Below are 19,481 nucleotides of genomic sequence, written 5' to 3'. Positions count from 1 at the left end.
ATTCCAACTTGGACATTTCTACGGAGGAATAGGCTTATTTTATATCTGGTGTGAAATTCATTGGACCAAACAGAAATAAATAAAACAATATAAATTCTCACGAACTTAGTGAAAATATCGTGGTAAAAACTATACTTGTTGAAATACTAATTAAATATGAAATTAAGGAAAACGAACAGATTTTAGAATTTGAAAATGATTTGGAAGAATTTGATTTAAATGATTAGGTGAACAATTAACAGAAGATGAGAAGAGAGATCTATCTATTCGAATTAAAGAAGTAATAAGTAAAATTTAACCTAGATTTTTCTGTACCTTACCTTAACCCTCAGACAAAGCAGGGCACTATCGCTGGGAGTGCACAAAACAGGTCATTCAAGCTGTTCATTATCAGAGCATAGAATTGTAGCTGTGAGCAGCTGGGGAAAGTTTTGAAGGATACAGTACGAACGTTAAACAAAGACATTTGTGAAAAAGTCAAAAGATGTGATTGTTAAAGCCGTCAGCGATTATTATAAAGAGAGCCAGGTCATCCGGTTTCAGCCTTGGGGCAACTTGGGAAAAAACAAGCCCAAAGAGTCGGGTAATGCCGGGGAAGTGGGTTCCGGAGGGAAAACAAGCTCGAACGCTGGGAATAAGTCAAGCGATGGGGCAGGAACAAGTTCCTCCAGCAATGGCTATAAACCGAATCAGACCCCGAGCAGCAGTAAGAAGTCGCAATCGTCAGGTGAAACGGATGCTACTGCATCGAGTCCAGGTACAGGGAAGAAGCCTGACAATGGTGAAGAAACAGGGCCATCAAGTAGTCGAAAGATAGAGGATCCGACTCCGAATACCAGTAAGAAGACCCAAACATCCGGAGAACCGGATACTGCAGGATCAAATACAGGTACAGGGAAAAAGTCGAGCGAGAGTGAAGGAACAAATTCATCTAGCACTAACAAGAAAGATAATCAGATTCCCAACAATCATAATCAGTGGAAACAAGATTCATCGAAGAAAAAAGGAAAAGGTAAAGATGATAAAAAGAAAAAAGAGGAGGAAAAACGTAAAAGGGAAGAGGACGAAAGACAAAAAAGTGAATCAGAGGCTGAGGGGACGGGTAAAGGTAAAGGCGTACCTAAAGGGTTTGAAAAGCAGGCTAAATCTGCATTCGATATTAGTGCTAAAGCCAAGGACGGAAAAGTTAAATATGCAAGTAACTATCATGGTAGACTTGGAAAAGAGAAAGAGCTAGAGATTTTATCAAAACCTGACGCAGTATATGTTTCAGGAAACAATTCTCAAAACTTAATATATAGGAAAGGGGATAATGTGGTAATAGTTGAGAGCAAAGGCAGTTCCAAAGGGAATGTAATTACTAGTTATGGACCAGATGGGGCGAGAGGTGAAAGTGGTGCTGCTATATTTGGTGGAAAACCGACAGATCCTGGTATGCCCGTCACACATGACTCAATAGTAAATGGAAATATTCCCACTCCTAGTGGAGGAACTATGCCGCCTGCAACTCAAATAATACCATGAAAACTATGAAAGTGATAATTGATCACAATTTAAGCGATATTAATGAAGAAATAAGATGGTACTTATCCAGTCAAATTATCTGGATTGGTAAGGCGAAAGATTACAAAGAAATAGAAGAACTAAAAAAAACCTCATATGGAAGTTTTGATTGGTTATGGTCTGATGCGGATACTATTTTATTTAATAAAGATGATTTGAATTTTTCTGGAGCTGTAATAAAGCTAACAGAACCCATAAATGTTATCAAAGAAGAATCGGATATAAAACAGTTTGAAGTAAAAAGCGGAAGCATCAAATTAAGAGTAAAGAAAAATTTCAGCAATAAATTGTCCCATATAACAGAATATTATACTAAAGAGGATAAGATAATTTCTTATTCAGAGAAATGGAATAAATCGGAGCGAGTTGTTTTAGTGAGTATGACTGGGAATTTTTCTTTTGTTCTGCAAACTGATGAGATGGTTGGATTCATTCTTGTAAATGCTAGTAAGCATATTATTTCTGATGGCATTCATTTTGTTGAGGCGAGAGGAGCTGCTGAACCTGATTTTTCCCTGAAATTAAGTATGTTTCTGGAATTAGTAGAAATGATGGAAAGTGAAATTCCTGAGATTGAAGAATCAGAGTTGAAAAAATCATTTGCAAAAATATACGAGGAAATATTGCCTTATGAAGGAACGAACTATATTGCGTTGAGAGATACAATATTGAATGTCATAGATTATATGGATTGAGGTTTGGGAGCTAACCAGTGCTGAATGAACCCATCATTCAACTAATAACACATACGACCCATGTAATTCCCGTATTAAGATTTAAGATTTCTCCATTTCGGTTGTACGCACATCAACTGTTTTAATTTTATACCCTAAATAAAGCTATACCGTTACATCAAGCAGGTTGATTATGGACAGATACCACCATGATTAACCTGTTTTATTATAATGTTTGTTTTCTTACAGTTTTTTTGAAATCATTCACAACTGTGCCGTTACAGTTATGATACCAGGTGGATTGGTCGGAACCACCGTTGCCGCCACAGGGCTCATCGAGGCGCTTCTAAGCTGGGCTCCTTCAAGCCTTCAGTGCCGAATTTGCTGGACCGACTTACGAATGTTTTGATTGAACTGCAACAGCAGGAGAACGAGGCAAAGTGGACGAAACAACAGGCGGATCAGGACCTGAGAAGTTCGCTGGAATATTTCAACAAAGTGATGGAAAACCCGGAGGAATACAATATTCTTTTCGTAGGTCCCCATTTTGCGAATATCACCTTCAATATAGGTAGGCCTCATATCACGGTAGAGGAACTGGGCAGTTATGACTATTGGGAGACTCAAGAGCTAAGTCTCGAAGAAAAGAAGTTTTTATCCTGAAGAATCAAACGTACGACGATGAGCAATGAAGAATTAGCTGAACTACTTGATGGATATAACCAACAAGACGCCATGCAAAAAGGGATGGATACGCAATTTGGTATGAATCGCAGAGGAGGTTCAGCAGGTGGCTATGCAGGCCTCGGACGGCCCATCCCGCAGGCAAAAGGAACAATGTCGCCCAAAACTAGCAACAATGCATTTAAGACTATGATGCCCAAAGTGAAGAGTTTTTTCAAAAAACAATGGGAAAAAAGCCAGATGATGCATGCTGTTTCTGGCGGAGGAAGTCATTGGAGCAATAATAAGACGAACAAAACGGGTGAGGCTGCTTCGGGGAATGGCAAGTCAGCAAACAGTGAAACAGGATCGACCTCCAAACCTGTAGGGAACCCGTCGAAACCGAAACAAAATTCGGATAGTACACCTTCTTCGAAAACGAATGAACCTAATGCAACGACAACACCGAAAAATAGCATGACATCGAAGACGAAACCAGAAAAAAATGAAACGCCGAATGAAGTGAATACGTGGAAGCCATCTCCATCTAAGAAAAAGGACGAAGGTAAACCGCAAGCCGATACGAAACCGCCTAAATCATCCGAACCGGAGAAACCAGAGGAGAATACAAACAAACCGAAGGATAAACTGGAAGGTACTGAGGCGACGGGTAAAGGTAACAAACCTAACCTTTATGATAAGGATGGAAATTATACGGGCGGTAGAACTCAGAAGGAGTTGGAAGACTTAGCTCGAGATCCAGCAAGTAATGGGAAAATAGAACCTAAAAATATAAGGGAAAGGGAAGTTGGATTAGCAGTAGAAGAAAGAGGTCAAGTAGGAAAGCTAATACGTGATCCACAAGCAGAAAATGGAGCAGAGTTTATTGATACTTCTTCAGGTTTAAAGTGGGACGTGAAAAGCTTTGAATCATACCCAAGTAGTGACAATGGAGTTCCTATAACAAATCCCAAAAAGGGTGCCTTTACTATCAAACAAGGTATGAAAAAGCTGCAAAAAGAATTTGATAATGGGAACAATGTAATTATTGACACGAGAAAAATGGAGCCTAAGCATGTTGAACAACTCAAGAAAGCAATTGATGAAGAAGGAGTAACAGATAAAATAATATGGTATCCTTGAAGGGGTGGGAAAATGGAAGGAAATCTTAATAGGAAGTTTGATTTGCATAAAAAATGGGTTGAGACAATTGGTAAAGAAGGGGAAATGTTAAAGTTAGATGAAGTGGACTTAAGAAGTTTTGATTTATCCCATATATTGCTTGAACAAGCATATTTAATAGAGTGTACTTTTGATGATCTCAAACTGGAAAATATCGATTTTCACACATCATTATTAGCCTCGTCATCATTTAAAAATGCATATTTAGATAAATGTGATTTTTATAAATCAGATCTAAGATATACAAATTTTTCCGGTTGCGTCGTTAAAAACAGTAGATTTAGTAAAGGTGATTGTTGGGAAGCAATATTTAGAAATGCATATTTAGTAGATTGTAATTTGATTAATGTATCGTTTTACTTAACGGATTTTAGTTGGGCAACACTAGAAAATATAGATATAAGTGTAGCGACGTTTGAAGAAACTTTATTAAGCGGAGTGACTTTGAAAAATATTAAAGGTGTAGAAGAAGCTCATATTAAAAGTATTAATATTGGTACGTTGGAGAAACCAATTTTGTTGAAATCAGATGAAGCAAAGAAATGGATGTTAGAAAAATGTGAAGTAAGTGGCTAAGAGGATTGGCTGCAGTGCCGAGTGGAATGGGTAGCAATGCTCAATCAGACTTAACCCTTATCAGCCCCATATGAAGTTTTACTAAATATGTTTGTACGCACATCAAATGCATGAATTTTATAACTTAAATAATGCTGTTCCTTTACATTGAACAGGTGATTATGGTCATATACCACCATGATTGACCTGTTTTTTGTTTTCCTCGTTTTCTCCTTTTTTTCTGAAAACAGAGCGTCAGGCAAGTTGATATAATGGTGGTAATTGGAAAAAAGATTGTGGAAGTAAACCACCCCATTTACAAAACATTGACAATTTCTTGTCAGGTAATAAGAAGTTTGATGAAGTATTAGATGACTATACTACAGTTTACGCGGAGAAAGTTAATTCAAATGCCCCTTTGAAATGGAGAAATATACCGGGTGGGGATTCTTTGACTCAGAAGCAGATTAAGTTGATTAGAGAACGCGCGAAAGAACTGGAAAAAATACCTGATGTACCTATGAAGCTTTGTACAAGATATCCCGATTTTGAGAAAGCTGATTTAATCATAAAGATTGATGGCAAACCTGTTATTTTACAGTTGCCTAAAGATTATTGGAAGAAGACTGATCCTAAACAGTTCCAATGGCTTGATTCACAACTTCCAAGTGGGAAACGACCACCTGGAACAAACTGAAATTGACGGTAGAATGGAATTAGTCCTTTTGGTATGCATAATTCCATAAATCATCAAGGTGGAAGAGTCCCAGGTGGTTGGGTGCATGCCAAAAGATATGAATAGGGAGTGAAAAAGGTGAGATTGGATGCTAATACGATTGTCTTTCCATTGCCAACCGATAAATTATTAGATGTAGTTGAGCGAAGCTTGAGAGTTTCATTTCCTGAAACTTATAGGAGTTTTATGAAGGGAAATAATGGAGCTGTGCCAATCGCGAATAAGTTTAGTTATAATCAGCGTGAATATATAATTGAGAAATTTCTTTGTATATTGAATGACAGTGAGTCTGATCCTATTAATGGATGGTATGATATTGAAGTTACTATTACACAAATAGGTGATAGATTAACTGATAATGAAGATTTAGTGGGAATGAATGTAGTTCCTATTGCAGCGCTTTTTTCAGGAGATTTTATTTGTTTAGATTTTAGAGAAACAGAAGAGCCTACTGTAGTTATTTGGTTTCATGAAGAGTCAGAGGAGTTTTCTCCTGTGACACAAAGTGTAGCTCATAATATATCAGAATTTTTTGAAATGCTAAATGAATAAGGTTAATCTAGTTCATGTTAGTACGTGGTCAATTCACTGTATGTCTGTAGACTATAGTCCATTAATAATATCTGAAAGAATTCGATTTAAACGATGTGGCTGAACGATTATCAGAAGATGATAAGATAGAGCTAGCTTTTGATAGATGACCAAAACTAGTTAGGAAGTGACCCGATGGAATTTGAATATCATGTAACCATGAGTGATCTGAAGCAGAATGAGAAGGAAACTTTTATCAACATCTGTAATGAAGAGAACGTGAAGCCCGTGTTAATCGTCTTGGACCAAGGTGAATATATCAATCAACCGATGATCACAGGCATTGTACATAGCACGGATTATGAAGAAGTAAAGGATGTTATTGAAGAGGTTATCACGAAATTCCGGGTTAATGGATTCACGGTGGTTCGGACCAAAGTGGAAATTCCCGCAAAAGAAGAGACATATTTTGATCAGCCTTTGCTGCCACAGTCCAAGCCTTATTTCGAATGGCACGGTAAAGTGTATGTTGATGATGTGGTTAAGTTGAAGCAGCTATGCGCCGACTCGGGTGGACATATCTCACGGAACTCGTTGAATGCGAATGGAAAAGTTAGATTCGTAACGGTCCGAGAATATGAAAGTGCAGAACATTTTTATCGTAGAGTTGAAAAGATTCATGCCATTCTGCATATGAACAAGATCGAACTGTTAAAACAGCAATATGAACTGTGCATCTACGATAGCCGGGAAGAATTGGATCGTGGATGGATCTAACCGGATGTTGAGTACGATGAATAGAGGAGGAGAACGGTTGTCTGGAAAAAACATAAAAATGCACCTCTTAAATGAGGATGAGAGATTCATTGTGGTGTTAGAAGCCTTATTGAAACGTGCCACTCTAGTAGATGACCCATTTATATTAAAAGGTAGCTTGTTAACCAGACAGTATTTGGAGAATCCAAGTATTCGGTATGTTGATGATATTGATTTTTTGTATGCAGGTCGAATTGAGAGCGAGGATGAAGCCAATGAAATTTTTACAGATTGGATGATTCGGGTAACTGAGATGGATCTGAATGACGGTATCGTATTCCGAAGCTTTCGGGAGAATACCTTTTGGCGCAGAATAGACTACGCGATGGCGGATGATTTTCCCACGGTGAACACGGAGCTTGCCTTTTATATTGATAGTGAACCAAGGAAAGAAGATATGTATGAGGATGAGCTGCATCTGGATATATCCTTTAACCTCGACTTGAATGAGAAGTCTGTTGCTCTACTGTACCAACCCATGGTTGGAGAAGCTTTTGTGGTTCCTCACACCGTACCACTCTCCATTCAAATTGCATGGAAGCTACATCAAACGATAGTGAGGCCACGGTTCAAAGACTTGTATGATTTGCAGCATCTGTTGTCTAACCCGTCATACGATCAGCAAGCTCTCCAGGAGACACTACAGACGCTAGTCAACGAGTGCGCTATTGACCCAGCCATTTCCAAAGAGGATATGAAAAAGGTACTGGTTGACGATCTTCATGATGTGTATTCGAGGTTAAACTACGATTATGACCTACAGTATTATGCCGGAAGTCGTAGTCCTGAAGTGTACTTTATGGAGTTTGTCTCGGAGCTGCGCCAAACGATGAATCACGCCGGGATTAATAGTTACGCATATGAAAATCTACCCAGCTGTACTACACATAAATAGCCTTCTCATTTACAAGTAACCTGAAACATCGATTGTGGATTTGCAAATGGATTTGAAACGAACACCCAAACTTCGATACAATGTTCTCATAGAGTCTGAGAGAATGGATCCAATACGGCTCAGAAATGGAGAAATACAACATGACTGATTTTATCAACGCTGAAGATATTAACGATGTAATTTTGGCTGCGGCGGCTTCAGAGCTGGAGCAGATGGTGGGCAAAATTTGTGAACTGACTGGTACGCCTTTGGAACAGACAACGGAACTGGAGCGTCAGGTGATTGCTGCTTTTGGATTTGGCGCTGTATATGGCATTACCCATCGGGATCAACTAGGGGAGCCGCAGGCTCATGCATTGAGCATCCGGATGCTGATTAAGCCGTTTAACTACAGTGAGCAGCAGGCTGTGGATTTTGCGGATGACCTGATTCGGGTGGCTTCTGATCGTGAAGTTCATCCTGTGATGAACACGATTATTCATCGCGGAATTGATGGACATCGCCAGTTCAATCAGGAAGACGATGAAGGGCTGGCTCGCAACATTCAGGAGATTTTGGCGGCAGTACAACCGGAGAGATAAAAGAGAATTCGTAAATCGGGGAGATGATCGCAATGGATCTGATGAAATTAAGCAAGGAACTTTCTTACGCCTTGCGTCACGCCCCTTGGGAATATGAGTTAGAGCTGGACGAAGAAGGCTGGGTGGAGATTCCCCAATTGTTAGTGGCTTTACATGAAAGTCCACAGTGGAAGGAAGTCACGGAAGCCGATCTGGAGCAGATGATTCAGGCCTCGGAGAAAAAGAGACATGAGATCCGTTCTGGCCGCATCCGGGCATTATATGGTCATTCGACTCCGCAAAAGATTTCCAAAACACCTGCCGATCCACCGGGGATACTCTATCATGGTACGCCATTGCGGTCGGTCGCTTCCATTATGGAACAAGGCTTACAACCGCGACAAAGGCAGTATGTACATCTGTCCGCAGATATCGATACCGCCAAACAGGTGGGAAAAAGACGTGATGACCAGCCTGTAATACTGAAAATTAATGCCAATCAAGCGGCCAAAGACGGAATACTCTTTTATCATGGAAACGAAAATATTTGGCTGGCCGATCATATCCCGGCACGTTACATCCAGCAATAATCACTGTCTCGAAGTCCAAGCCAGCTAGTAGACCCTTTTCTAAGGAACTCAGGACGTCTTATTTCGCCTTCAGATACTCTTTCTAAAAAGTAAGGAACCTCAGACACGTTATTTCCTGAATTTCCTGACAAAAACGCTGTAAACGGCTGTTTATTCTGATATAGCGTGTCTCAGGTTTCTTAGTTTTCTGTATACACTTCAAATCCCTGAATAAGACGTCTCCGGTTCGTTAGTGCTCGCTTACTTGTACATTCAAGATGCCATGCCCTGACACGTTCAGGTCGGCTTCCGCTTTCAGTGGGTTTGAAGACATGCACTTGTATAAGTGATCTGTTCAGCTTCCAGATAGCGTTACAGTTCTTAACTGCACAAAAAGGGACACATTCAACATTCGTTGATGTGTCCCTTTTTGATTTCCATTACTTCTCCTCTATGTATACAGAGAGAGAGTTCGAAACTGGAGAGTTTTCGTACCCAAAACTTACTTGCCCAAAATCGCTTTAACACCTTCGCTCAATGGTTGAGCCGGACGGCCAAGTAATTTCTCCAATGTGTCGCTTGCTACAGCCAGTGCACCTTCACGGATGGCACTTTGCATATCTACGAGCATGGAGACTACAAAGTCAGGCAGACCTGCACCTTTCATGATATCCGCGTAAGCGGCATCGTCCACGTTTTGTACGTTGATCTCCTGTCCCAGCACTTCACCAACAATGGCAGCCAGGTCAGCCTGAGTACGCAATTTGCCGGACAGCTCATATACGGTATTTTCATGTTTCTCCCCAGCAAGAACAGCAGCAGCAGCATGAGCATAATCGCTGCGAGTAGCCCAGCCGACTTGGCTGGCGTTCGTTGCATGCACCCAAGGTGCGCCCTGGGAAGCTGCTTGAACACTGCCTGCTTCATTTTCCAGGTACCAGTTGTTACGCAGGAAGGAATAAGGAATGCCGGATTCGCGGATAGCCTGTTCTGTGGCGCGATGTACTTCAGCCAGCGAAAGGGTGTTTTTCTCCGCATTCACAACGCTGGTATAAGCGATGAATCCAACGCCTGCTTTCTGGGCAGCGTCCACGGCAGTCTGATGTTGGCGAATACGTGTTTCATTGTCACCATCAGTGGAAATGAGCAGCAAACGGTCCACGCCAGCAAACGCTTTTTCCAATGTTTCCGGTTGATCGAAATCACCGTGACGAACGTCAACGCCCTGAGCACGAAGAGCTTCCGCTTTCTCCGGGCTCCGTACACTTACGGCCAGATCCCCAGCGGATACCGTTTTTAACAAAGCGTCTACGACGAGTGAACCCAAATGACCTGTTGCTCCCGTAACTAAAATTTTCATTGATATTTCCTCCTATGGGGTGTGTTTTGTATCGACACTAATCTGAAATGTCAATCTACACGAATGGATGTAATCGTAGATGTTATAACAGGTGTGATTACAACGAAAGGTTTAAAAAAAGCTCGTAATGAGCTTTTTTATTCAGAGACGTGAACCTGATCCATCATCTGTTGTATCGTTACACGATTCAAGCGCTGCTCCATGGCTGTCTGAGCCTCAATAAGTTCGGCACGCAAGGTTTGTTCGATCATGCTGCCAACCGGACAATTCGGATTCGGATGTTTGTGGAAGTTGAACAACTCCCCATCCTCGACGACCTCAAGAGCTCGATATATATCCAAAAGGGTAATGTCCGCCGGGTCCTTCAACAAGGAAGCACCGCCGACACCGGGTCTAACCTCAATCAGGCCGGCCTGTTTCAGCTTGGACATGATCCGCCGAATAATCACGGGATTCGTATTCACGCTTTTGGCGATATAATCTCCAGTGCACTCATTGGGCACAACAGCGACCAGGGACAGCGTATGAACTGCAATGGAAAAGCGACTGCTGATTTGTTTCATGGATGATCACCACCGTTGTAACTATAATAGTTACAAAACGAATGGATGTCAATTTTTTTATAAAATGATATTGGACATCAGGAATATTTCGTAATTATGGATGATGATAACAATCAGAAAAAAATAGAAAAAAATATGTTAATTGACAAATATTTAAGTGAATATATAATCTGATTATCTACACCAATGTACATATTGAGAAAAAAATCGTTCCAAAATGAAAAGCAGGGAGAGTGATACCTATTTTTAAAAATTTTTGAACAAATCAACTTCTCATAACCTCTAGTTATCAAACATGTATTTGAAATAATATTTGTCCAGAATGATTTGACTCCAGATGAATAGGAACGACATGTAGATGAGAGGAGCCATGTTCGTTTATGTTGCTACGAATGCTGAGAAACGACTTGACAAGAAAGAAAGGGATTACCGCTGCACTGTTTATTTTTGTACTGTTAGCCGCCTTGCTGGTATCTTCGGGTTCACGAATGATTATGGAACTGACAAGTTCCATCCAATATCTGTTCTCTGAATCCAAAACACCACACTTTGTACAAATGCATGCCGGAGAGCTCGATCAGGCCAAAGTGAACACGTGGGCCGAGGAAAATGCCATGGCCCAGCAGCATCAGATTGTGGAGATGGTCAACATTGACGGCTCTAACCTGTTTCTCGGAGCAGAGTCTGAAAAAAACAGCGTTATGGACATTGATTTTGTTACACAGAATCAGGGTTTTGACTACTTGTTGAATCTGAACAGTGAGATTATACAGGTTAACGACGGCGAGATCGCAGTACCGGTATATTACATGCAGCAAAACAAATTGAATGTGGGTGATCAGGTCCGGGTAGGTAATGGACAGTTTGAGCGTTCCTATACGATTGTTGATTTTGTCCGTGATGCTCAGATGAATCCGTCGGTTGTCCACTCCAAACGTTTTATTGTGAGTTCAGGGAATTTGCAGGAACTGAAGCAGAGCATCGGGGAGATGGAGTATCTCATTGAGTTTCGGTTGACTGATCCCGGACAGACGGGAGATTTCACCCAGGCTTACCAAAATGCCGGGCTTCCCAATGCCGGGCCAGTTGTAACCTACGGGCTGTTCCAGGTATTGAATGCCATGACCGACGGAGTTATTGCAGCCGTCATTATTCTGGTCAGTCTTGTGCTGATCCTGATCGCGATGCTCTGCATCCGATTCACGATGCTGGCGACCATCGAAGAGGATTATCGTGAGATCAGTGTCATGAAAGCGATTGGTATCGCCGAGAAGGATATCAAGAGACTGTATCTGATGAAGTATATTTTTATGGCCGGATTAGCTTCCGTGCTGGGTTACATTGCATCGCTCGGGGTTAACAGACTATTCGTTTCAAACATTATGTTGTATATGGGAAAAGCGCCTGCAACCCTGCTGCATTTTGCAATTCCTTTAGTGGCAGCCGGATTGATATTCACAATGGTGGTTCTGTTCTGTCGAACGGTACTGCGGCGTTTTCGTTCCATCTCCGCGGTGGATGCTCTCCGTACCGGAAGCCTGGGAGACACTCAGCTCATTCGGAATCGGCTTAGTTTGTCCCGCAATCGCTGGTCTTCCGTACCCGTCTTTCTAGGTCTGAAGGAAGTCATACAGCGAATAAAGATGTTCCGATTGTTATTATTCGTCTTTGTGGTCAGTTCATTTATCATGATTGTGCCGGTCAACTTCCTGAACACTTTACAGGCGCCAAGCTTTATTTCCTATATGGGTGTTGGACAAAGCGATATTCGCATTGACTTGAGGCACACAGACGATGTAGAGCAGCGTTATGCCAGTCTGGTTGCCCAGATCCAAAATGATAATGATATCAAAACGTATTCCCCATTGGTAACGAGCCAGTTCAAGGTTCGGAATGCAGAAGGAAGTTATGACAATCTGAGTGTGGAAACCGGGGATTTCAGTATTTTTCCATTGTCCTATGTTAGCGGGAATGCGCCAACAACCGAGAATGAAATAGCGCTATCAGATGCAAACAGCGGCGAGCTGGGTCTGAAGACAGGTGAGCAGCTTACCCTGCTGGTTAATGGCAAGGACCAGGTGATGACGGTCAGTGGCATATACCAGGACGTTACGAATGGTGGGAAAACGGCGAAAGCTTTGTTGCCCTACAACAAGGATAGCGTTTTGTGGTACGTGGTCAGTCTGGATCTGAAAGATCGCGGGGAAATGGCTGCCAAAATAGCTGAGTATGAGACGTCCTTCTCTCCAGCCAAAGTAACGGATCTTCAAGGATATCTGGATCAGACGCTCGGAGGAACCATCCAGCAATTGAAATTGGTTACAATGCTGGCCTTGGTCATCGGTGTCTTCATATCCATTTTGATTACATCTCTGTTCCTTCAGATGTTAGTAGCCAAGGACAACAATGACATTGCTGTATTAAGAAGTCTTGGCTTTGCCTTGTCCAAGATCAAGTTGAAGTATGTCGTGATGTCACTTGTCATATTGATTGTTGGGGTTGTTGCTGGAACGATATTATCCAATACACTGGGTCCGCTACTGGTCAGTGGCATCATGTCGACGTTTAGTGCTTCGAATATTGTTTTTGTTGTTAACCCGCTGCAGGCTTATATTTTGTGCCCATTGCTGCTTGCAGGCACGATCGTACTGACAGCATGGATCAGCATACAATCGATCAAGGAAACTAGCATATCCAAAATGATTGTGGAATAGGGAGGATTAACGATGACAACGATAGTTGAAGCCAAAGAAGTGAATAAATCCGTAGCGATCGGCGAGAATGAAGAACATAGCATCCTGAAAGATATCAACCTTCAATTAAAAAAGGGAGAGTTTGTTTCCGTCATGGGCCCGTCCGGCTCAGGCAAGTCCACGTTATTGTACAACATCAGCGGCATGGATCAGATTAGTGCGGGCAGCGTCTATTTTAATGGCAAAAAAATATCCGCATTTCAGGAGAGAGACCTGGCAAGTCTGCGTCTGACCAAGATGGGGTTCATTTTTCAAAATATTCATCTGCTCAAGAATCTGAATCTGTTGGACAATATCGTACTGTCCGCATATCTCGCCAAGAACAGCAGCAGAGAAACGATCAATACACGGGCGATGTCACTGATGAAAAAAATGGGGATTGACGGGCTGGCCCAGCATAACATCACCCAAGCCTCTGGAGGACAGCTGCAGCGGATTGCCATCTGCCGTGCGCTTATTAATAATCCGGATATTCTATTCGGAGATGAACCGACAGGGGCGCTGAATTCCAAATCGACGTATGAAATTATGGATATTCTGGGCGATATTAATGCAGCAGGTACAACCATTTTGCTCGTAACCCATGATGTCAAAGTTGCTGCCAGATCGGAACGTGTGCTGTTTATGATGGACGGCAAACTGGTTGCAGACAAAAATATCGGAAAATATGCAAGAGAACGTCAGGATCTGAAAGCAAGGGAAAGCCATCTGGCGAAATGGTTGACTGAAATGGGGTTCTAAAAAAGTACTTCATGACTACAATAGACCGACAGTCGGTCGAACGTATCGGAGGCCAGGATATGAGAGTGATAAAAAACCCGGAAGAACGAAGAAACGAGATTTTGGATGCGGCCGAGATTCTGTTCGTGACCAAGGGATATACCAAAGCAACGGTGATGGATATTCTCCAGGCGTGCAACATTGCCAAGGGCACATTTTATTATTATTTTCAGTCCAAGGAAGAGGTTATGAATGCCATCGTCATGCGTTTTATTCTCAGCGGCGAGGCATCAGCCAAGCGCGTGGTATCCGATCCCAAACTGAACGCCCATGACAAAATTTTTCGAATCATGATGGCACAGAATCAGCCTGACGACAGAAAGCATGATCTCATCGAGCAATTGCACAGTGTCCATAATGTGGAGATGCACCAAAAGAGTCTCGTGGAGACGGTAATTCGGTTAAGTCCGATCTTGGCTGAAGTGGTGGAGCAGGGCATTCAGGAAGGGGTGTTTCATACACCTAGCCCCAAGGAATCCATCGAATTTCTGCTCGTATCGTCCCAATTTTTGCTGGATCGAGGCATCTTTCAATGGGAGGAGGAAGAACTCCAACAAAAGGTTGAAGCCTTCACGCATATTATGGAACGTGTTCTGGGAGCAGAAAAAGGAAGCTTTGCCTACGTCACCCGTCTTTATTTTCCACATCAAGCTTAACCAAGAAAGGAGTGCTATCCATGGAACATACCGTTCAAAAATCATTTCGGAAATTTCTGGTTGTATGGTTCGGTCAGCTTATCTCCATGATCGGGATTGGTCTTACAGCCTTCTCGCTGGGGGTATATGCCTTCGAAAAAACGAATACCGCAACAAGTGTTGCGCTGATCACCTTGTTCACGTTTCTGCCGAACATCCTGCTTCGACCGATTGGAGGTGTGCTGGCTGATCGGTTCGACCGTCGAACCATGATGATCATCGGCGACCTGGGATCGGCGGCGGGTTTGATTTTCATTCTGTCGATTATGCTTACGGGTGATATCCAGTTATGGCATATCTATGTGGGAGTGGCCTTTAGTTCTGTGTTTTCCGCACTGCAAAGCCCGGCATATAAGGCCTCTGCCACCGACTTGCTGGATAAAGATCAGTTCTCCAAAGGAAGCGGGCTGGTGCAGCTGGCTGAATCCTCGAAGTTTCTCTTTTCACCGATCATTGCGGGTATTCTGCTTAGTATAACAACCATTGAAGTTATTCTGGTCATTAACATTCTGACATTCCTGGTTGCTATTTTGGCTGTGCTGGTCATTCGGAAGAGCATGAAGGTTGAGCGAGAGAATAAAGAAGACAAAAACTGGATGACTGATATTCAGGAGGGCTGGAGGGAAGTTGTAACCAACAAGGGAGTACTGCTGCTTGTCATGATTATTTCTCTGGTCACCTTCTATCTGGGATTCCTGGAGACACTTATTGGCCCGATGCTGCTGTCCTTTACGGATGCGAAGACACTTGGAACGTTTCAGTCCGTGAGCGCTATCGGCATGCTGATCAGCAGCTTGTGTATCGGTATTTTTACAATGACGAAGAAATACGCAAGTGTGCTTGTGATGGGGCTGATTTTGTGCGGCTTGTCCTTCTCACTTCTGGGTGTATCCACCAACATTTATTTTATTATTTTCGCAGGCTTTCTATTTCTGTCTTCACTGCCGTTTGTCAACATGAGCGCAGATGTGCTGGTACGAAACAATATTGCCAACGAAAAACAGGGTAGGGTATGGGGCATTATTGGTATTCTGTCACAGCTCGGGTTCGTGATAGCATACAGTTTGGCTGGATTTCTGGCTGACCATGTGTTTAATCCACTGATGATGGAGGGTGGAGCGCTGGCGTCTTCCATTGGTCAGATCATTGGAACAGGGCCGGGAAGAGGCATTGCCCTGCTGTTCATCATTGCGGGTCTCTTCGTTATTTTGATCGCGCTTATTACATCCCGTTTGAAAATGATCAAGTCGTTGGAGCAAGACACCGACATCGCTCCGCCCGATTCTGTCGGTTTGGCGCACGATTAATTCAGAATGAATGTGTGACGGTTAAAGATCTCCACAGCGAAAGCCCTCGTCCGAAGCAGGTGAACGGTCTGGTTGAAGAACCAGACACACATGCTTTGCAGACAAGGGCTTTTTGACTGTGAAGTCAGCAGTTTTTTATAAAAAAGGTTTGGGATATCGTCATTCAAGTGATCTTATCCCTTCACTGCCCCGGAAGTGAGGCCGCCGACAATATATTTTTGCCCAATCAGGAACACAATCAACACAGGCAGGGAAGTAAGCACGATATCCGCGCTCACCAGATTCCACTGAGCACTGAACTGTCCGAAGAAGTTATATACAGCCAGTGTCATCGGCCACATCTCGACGGTATTGAGCATGTAGAGCGGGGCGGTAAATTCATTCCAGACACTCAGGAAATTAAGAACAAACACCGTCACCAGTACAGAGGTTAACAGAGGCACGATAATTCTGAGAAACAGCTTGATCCCGTTGCACCCGTCCATTATGGCTGCCTCATCCAGTTCTTTTGGAATATTGGATACAAACGCATACGTGATGAATAGCGAGATCGGAATGCCCATCGCTGTGTACAGCAGAATCATGCCCACATGCGAATTAATCATGCCCAGGGATTTCATCACTTCCATTAAAGGGATGTAATTGAGCGGCAGTGTGATGCCGAGAATCAGGAAGAAGTACAGGAACTGACTGAACTTCGAATGATTGCGCGACAATGTAAAGGCCGAGAACGCGACCACAAACACGAGCAGCAGAGAAGAAGCCGTTGAATGCAGCAGACTGTTGAAAAAGGAACCTCCCAAATGTCCCTGTTCATAGACGATTTTATAATTTTCAAAGACAAACTTCTCAGGTAGGGTCAGTTTTAGTACTTTGGCTTCAGCATCGGACTTGAATGAATTCAGGACAATGACGACAAAAGGAATCAATACCACCAGGCTAAGCAGCCAGGCGAGTACATTTAATCCGATGGAAACCAGCTGTTTTTTCACTCGCATCTAGAATTCCACCTTTCGGTTCATCAAGCGGATGATGAAGAAGGAGATGATCGCCATAATGACAAACAGAATCGTGGATAACGCACTGCCGAGTCCCCAATAGCCTTTCGCAAAAGAGGAATACACCGCTGTGTTAATCACATCTGTAGCGTTGCCTGGCCCACCGTTAGTCAGCACGTATACGGCATCGAATACCCGCAGCCCGTACGTAATATTAAGCACCGTGGCGATCGTGATTGTAGGCATCAGCATCGGAATGGTGATCCGAAACAGCTTCTGCCCGAAGCCGGCACCATCAATGGATGCCGCTTCATAATAATCACGAGGAATGGCGAGCAGTCCGGCGATGAACAGGACCATGATGTACCCCATCCCTTTCCACGTATCCACCGCCATGATGGATGGCATGGCCCAGGTCAGTGAGCCCAGCCAGTTCTGGGCCAGAACGTCCAGACCGAGCGAACGCAGCGTCACGTTAACGAACCCGTTGTTGGGATCTAGCAGGCTTTTGAATACCAGGCCGACGATCAGGAATGACAGCACCTGGGGTGAAAAAATGATCATCCGATGCAGATTGGCGGCCTTTACACCGCTGACTAGCAGCAGGGCAAGGAAGAGACCCAGTACCGTCTTGGCGATGGAGGTAATGAGGGTAAAAAGTACTGTATTCTTAATAAAAAGTAAATACGTTGGATCACCCGCCAGAATGGTGCGGAAATGTTCCAGGCCTATAAAGTTCTTCTCCGAACTGTAGCTGTTCCAGTCGGTGAAGGAATAGTAGATGCCCAGCAGGGCGGGAGCGACGATGAACAGTAGATATAATACAATCGCTCCGGATGAGAAATACCAGGGATAGATCTTGTTCGCATTCATAATCCGTTACACCTGTCCTTCCTGCCAACATCCATGAGCGGGCGATGCCCGTTGTATGCAACGCTGGTCAGCCTTATATTATAGGTTACCCGGCATATACGCTGTTATTGCCACGCTTCATCCTTCAGCACTTTGGCTTGCTCGGCCCGGCGTTTATCAATATTCTGCATTATTTGATCCGGGGTCATTGCTCCGGCGAACATGCCCGAAAGATCCTTGCCGATATCCATCCATTGCGGATCAATGTACTTCACGGCTGCCTGCATCACCGTACCCTTTTCATGATTTTTCTCATAATCGATATAATCCTGCGTCAGCTTCGGTTCGATTTCTGGCCAGCAGATCGTCAGATTGCCTTCACCTTCATCAAAGACACGCTGCAGATGATCATGCTCCGTAATCCAGCGGAAGAATTTCAGTACTTCCTCAGGATGTTTGCTGTTTTTGTTGCCAAACATGGCTGCTGAACCACCCGGGTTCACACCAATGGTCTGGTTGTCTCCCCATGGCATGACGAAGAATCCCATATTGTCCGCCATCGCCGGATAAGCCTCGGAAACTTCCTTCTCCGTACCTGGTACCCGCAGCAGCATTGCTGCTTTCTCCTGACCGAAGGCCTCGATTCCCGCTTCAACGGTATTGGATAGGAAATCCTTGCCGAAATAGCCGAGGTCCGCAAATTCTTTCAACTGTTCAATGACCGTCTTGAGCTGCGTCAAATCTTCGACTTTCATCTCATTGTTGTTCAGCTTCTCATACGTTCCCGGCGCAGACTGCTCATAGTTAGGCCCCGTTTCGAACAAAGGCAGAACTTGATACCATCCACTGGCAGGTGCCTGATAGAAAGGGATGATGTCTTTTTCCTTGATTTTCTGGCTGATCGCCTTGAATTCTGCATATGAAGTTGGCGGCTCAATGCCAAGCTCTTCAAAGATGCGTTTGTTATAGTACACATACCAGATTTTTGTTGGTGCAAAAGAAACGCCATATACCTTGTCCTTGTGACTGACTGTTGGTAAAATCTCCTCCGACATGCGACCCGTAAATTCTTCCTTGGTCAGATCAATCGCGTTTTCTTCCGGCCTTACGTTGGCAGGCATGCTAAGCGGGTCCACATCAACGTTGAAAATATCAGGAGCTTCACCGGAGGCGAGCTTCACCTTGATCAAGTCACGCCACTGGGCGTCAGGTACCACCTGAAAGTCAATTTTGACGCCAGTTTCCTGCTCATACTCCTTAGCCATCGTCTGCATGATCCCTGTACGTGGAATACCAGACTGGCTTGTTCCGAAGGTGAGTGTTACCTTGCCATTGCCGTCCGCATTTTTACCGGAGTTGCATCCGGCAAGCAGCAGGGTGGAGAGCAGCAGCACACTTGCGAAGGTAAATAGAAATCGTTTTCTCATGA

General features: G+C 43.5%; 20 protein-coding genes. 15 read left to right on the top strand and 5 right to left on the bottom strand.

Annotation, left to right across the window (positions count from 1 at the left end):
• Nucleotides 1-468: 468 nt before the first annotated feature.
• The 11 genes from JNUCC31_RS05440 (at nt 469) to JNUCC31_RS05390 (ending at nt 8,765) form a co-directional block, all read left to right on the top strand.
• Nucleotides 469-1,524 (top strand): hypothetical protein, encoded by a 1,056-nt coding sequence (locus tag JNUCC31_RS05440; RefSeq protein WP_192269206.1) that lies wholly within the window; start codon nt 469-471, stop codon nt 1,522-1,524.
• Entirely contained in the window at nt 1,521-2,258 is a 738-nt protein-coding gene (locus JNUCC31_RS05435) for a hypothetical protein (RefSeq protein ID WP_228469520.1), read from the top strand. The genes JNUCC31_RS05440 and JNUCC31_RS05435 overlap by 4 nt, the downstream gene beginning before the upstream one ends.
• A 351-nt stretch (nt 2,259-2,609) precedes the next feature.
• Nucleotides 2,610-2,900 carry a hypothetical protein gene (locus tag JNUCC31_RS05430; protein WP_192269200.1) on the top strand — a complete coding sequence of 97 codons (291 nt, stop codon included), beginning with the start codon at nt 2,610-2,612 and terminating at the stop codon, nt 2,898-2,900.
• An 18-nt stretch (nt 2,901-2,918) separates the two neighbouring features.
• Nucleotides 2,919-4,043, top strand: a complete 1,125-nt coding sequence (locus JNUCC31_RS05425) for a hypothetical protein (protein ID WP_192269197.1) — start codon at nt 2,919-2,921, stop codon at nt 4,041-4,043.
• Nucleotides 4,044-4,055: 12 nt separating this feature from the next.
• Nucleotides 4,056-4,658 (top strand): pentapeptide repeat-containing protein, encoded by a 603-nt coding sequence (locus JNUCC31_RS05420; protein ID WP_192269195.1) that lies wholly within the window; start codon nt 4,056-4,058, stop codon nt 4,656-4,658.
• Between the two features lie 316 nt (nt 4,659-4,974).
• On the top strand, nt 4,975-5,334 hold the full coding sequence (locus JNUCC31_RS05415) for a hypothetical protein (protein WP_228469519.1): 360 nt from the start codon (nt 4,975-4,977) through the stop codon (nt 5,332-5,334).
• Nucleotides 5,335-5,451: 117 nt separating this feature from the next.
• On the top strand, nt 5,452-5,925 hold the full coding sequence (locus tag JNUCC31_RS05410) for an SMI1/KNR4 family protein (RefSeq protein ID WP_192269190.1): 474 nt from the start codon (nt 5,452-5,454) through the stop codon (nt 5,923-5,925).
• 174 nt (nt 5,926-6,099) lie between these two features.
• The gene (locus tag JNUCC31_RS05405) at nt 6,100-6,681 is read left to right on the top strand and encodes a hypothetical protein (RefSeq protein ID WP_192269188.1); all 582 of its coding nucleotides are present in this window, start codon (nt 6,100-6,102) and stop codon (nt 6,679-6,681) included.
• Between the two features lie 37 nt (nt 6,682-6,718).
• Nucleotides 6,719-7,615, top strand: a complete 897-nt coding sequence (locus JNUCC31_RS05400; protein ID WP_228469518.1) for a nucleotidyl transferase AbiEii/AbiGii toxin family protein — start codon at nt 6,719-6,721, stop codon at nt 7,613-7,615.
• Between the two features lie 140 nt (nt 7,616-7,755).
• Nucleotides 7,756-8,196: an Imm48 family immunity protein gene (imm48, locus tag JNUCC31_RS05395; RefSeq protein WP_192269185.1), complete on the top strand. Its 441-nt coding sequence runs from the start codon at nt 7,756-7,758 to the stop codon at nt 8,194-8,196.
• Nucleotides 8,197-8,228: 32 nt separating this feature from the next.
• Nucleotides 8,229-8,765, top strand: a complete 537-nt coding sequence (locus JNUCC31_RS05390; protein WP_192269183.1) for an RNA 2'-phosphotransferase — start codon at nt 8,229-8,231, stop codon at nt 8,763-8,765.
• Nucleotides 8,766-9,246: 481 nt separating this feature from the next.
• On the opposite strand, the gene JNUCC31_RS05385 is transcribed toward JNUCC31_RS05390, so the two are convergent.
• Nucleotides 9,247-10,104 carry an SDR family oxidoreductase gene (locus tag JNUCC31_RS05385; protein WP_192269179.1) on the bottom strand — a complete coding sequence of 286 codons (858 nt, stop codon included), beginning with the start codon at nt 10,102-10,104 and terminating at the stop codon, nt 9,247-9,249.
• Nucleotides 10,105-10,241: 137 nt separating this feature from the next.
• Nucleotides 10,242-10,667, bottom strand: coding sequence for an Rrf2 family transcriptional regulator (locus JNUCC31_RS05380; protein ID WP_192269176.1), 426 nt, complete (start codon nt 10,665-10,667; stop codon nt 10,242-10,244).
• A gap of 380 nt (nt 10,668-11,047) precedes the next feature.
• On the opposite strand from JNUCC31_RS05380, the gene JNUCC31_RS05375 reads away from it, so the two are divergent.
• Genes JNUCC31_RS05375 through JNUCC31_RS05360 form a run of 4 tightly spaced genes read left to right on the top strand, consistent with a single transcriptional unit; the run spans nt 11,048 to nt 16,202 of the window.
• On the top strand, nt 11,048-13,381 hold the full coding sequence (locus tag JNUCC31_RS05375) for an ABC transporter permease (RefSeq protein WP_192269171.1): 2,334 nt from the start codon (nt 11,048-11,050) through the stop codon (nt 13,379-13,381).
• Nucleotides 13,382-13,393: 12 nt separating this feature from the next.
• Complete coding sequence (locus JNUCC31_RS05370; RefSeq protein ID WP_192269168.1) at nt 13,394-14,161, top strand: ABC transporter ATP-binding protein; 768 nt, start codon at nt 13,394-13,396, stop codon at nt 14,159-14,161.
• Between the two features lie 59 nt (nt 14,162-14,220).
• Nucleotides 14,221-14,856, top strand: a complete 636-nt coding sequence (locus JNUCC31_RS05365; protein ID WP_192269165.1) for a TetR/AcrR family transcriptional regulator — start codon at nt 14,221-14,223, stop codon at nt 14,854-14,856.
• Nucleotides 14,857-14,876: 20 nt separating this feature from the next.
• Nucleotides 14,877-16,202, top strand: a complete 1,326-nt coding sequence (locus JNUCC31_RS05360; RefSeq protein WP_192269162.1) for an MFS transporter — start codon at nt 14,877-14,879, stop codon at nt 16,200-16,202.
• A 173-nt stretch (nt 16,203-16,375) separates the two neighbouring features.
• On the opposite strand, the gene JNUCC31_RS05355 is transcribed toward JNUCC31_RS05360, so the two are convergent.
• The 3 genes from JNUCC31_RS05355 to JNUCC31_RS05345 all read right to left on the bottom strand — a co-directional run bounded on the left by JNUCC31_RS05355 (nt 16,376) and on the right by JNUCC31_RS05345 (nt 19,479).
• The gene (locus JNUCC31_RS05355) at nt 16,376-17,200 is read right to left on the bottom strand and encodes a carbohydrate ABC transporter permease (protein WP_192269158.1); all 825 of its coding nucleotides are present in this window, start codon (nt 17,198-17,200) and stop codon (nt 16,376-16,378) included.
• The gene (locus JNUCC31_RS05350) at nt 17,201-18,073 is read right to left on the bottom strand and encodes a carbohydrate ABC transporter permease (RefSeq protein WP_192269155.1); all 873 of its coding nucleotides are present in this window, start codon (nt 18,071-18,073) and stop codon (nt 17,201-17,203) included.
• Between the two features lie 104 nt (nt 18,074-18,177).
• On the bottom strand, nt 18,178-19,479 hold the full coding sequence (locus tag JNUCC31_RS05345) for an ABC transporter substrate-binding protein (RefSeq protein ID WP_192269152.1): 1,302 nt from the start codon (nt 19,477-19,479) through the stop codon (nt 18,178-18,180).
• Nucleotides 19,480-19,481: the final 2 nt, after the last annotated feature.

It is taken from the genome of Paenibacillus sp. JNUCC-31, from assembly GCF_014844075.1.
In the GTDB taxonomy this organism is placed as follows: Bacteria; Bacillota; Bacilli; order Paenibacillales; family Paenibacillaceae; genus Paenibacillus.
The sequence above is the reverse complement of the archived record's forward strand: the minus strand, read 5'-3'. Positions and strand labels throughout refer to the sequence as shown.

Bases quoted from the DNA above. Each gene is read 5' to 3' on its own strand.
- JNUCC31_RS05435 (WP_228469520.1), top strand. From the start codon at position 1,521: ATGAAAACTATGAAAGTGATAATTGATCACAATTTAAGCGATATTAAT.
- JNUCC31_RS05425 (WP_192269197.1), top strand. From the start codon at position 2,919: ATGAGCAATGAAGAATTAGCTGAACTACTTGATGGATATAACCAACAA.
- JNUCC31_RS05420 (WP_192269195.1), top strand. From the start codon at position 4,056: ATGGAAGGAAATCTTAATAGGAAGTTTGATTTGCATAAAAAATGGGTT.
- JNUCC31_RS05405 (WP_192269188.1), top strand. From the start codon at position 6,100: ATGGAATTTGAATATCATGTAACCATGAGTGATCTGAAGCAGAATGAG.
- imm48 (WP_192269185.1), top strand. From the start codon at position 7,756: ATGACTGATTTTATCAACGCTGAAGATATTAACGATGTAATTTTGGCT.
- JNUCC31_RS05390 (WP_192269183.1), top strand. From the start codon at position 8,229: ATGGATCTGATGAAATTAAGCAAGGAACTTTCTTACGCCTTGCGTCAC.
- JNUCC31_RS05385 (WP_192269179.1), bottom strand. From the start codon at position 10,104: ATGAAAATTTTAGTTACGGGAGCAACAGGTCATTTGGGTTCACTCGTC.
- JNUCC31_RS05380 (WP_192269176.1), bottom strand. From the start codon at position 10,667: ATGAAACAAATCAGCAGTCGCTTTTCCATTGCAGTTCATACGCTGTCC.
- JNUCC31_RS05375 (WP_192269171.1), top strand. From the start codon at position 11,048: ATGTTGCTACGAATGCTGAGAAACGACTTGACAAGAAAGAAAGGGATT.
- JNUCC31_RS05370 (WP_192269168.1), top strand. From the start codon at position 13,394: ATGACAACGATAGTTGAAGCCAAAGAAGTGAATAAATCCGTAGCGATC.
- JNUCC31_RS05365 (WP_192269165.1), top strand. From the start codon at position 14,221: ATGAGAGTGATAAAAAACCCGGAAGAACGAAGAAACGAGATTTTGGAT.
- JNUCC31_RS05360 (WP_192269162.1), top strand. From the start codon at position 14,877: ATGGAACATACCGTTCAAAAATCATTTCGGAAATTTCTGGTTGTATGG.
- JNUCC31_RS05355 (WP_192269158.1), bottom strand. From the start codon at position 17,200: ATGCGAGTGAAAAAACAGCTGGTTTCCATCGGATTAAATGTACTCGCC.
- JNUCC31_RS05350 (WP_192269155.1), bottom strand. From the start codon at position 18,073: ATGAATGCGAACAAGATCTATCCCTGGTATTTCTCATCCGGAGCGATT.
- JNUCC31_RS05345 (WP_192269152.1), bottom strand. From the start codon at position 19,479: ATGAGAAAACGATTTCTATTTACCTTCGCAAGTGTGCTGCTGCTCTCC.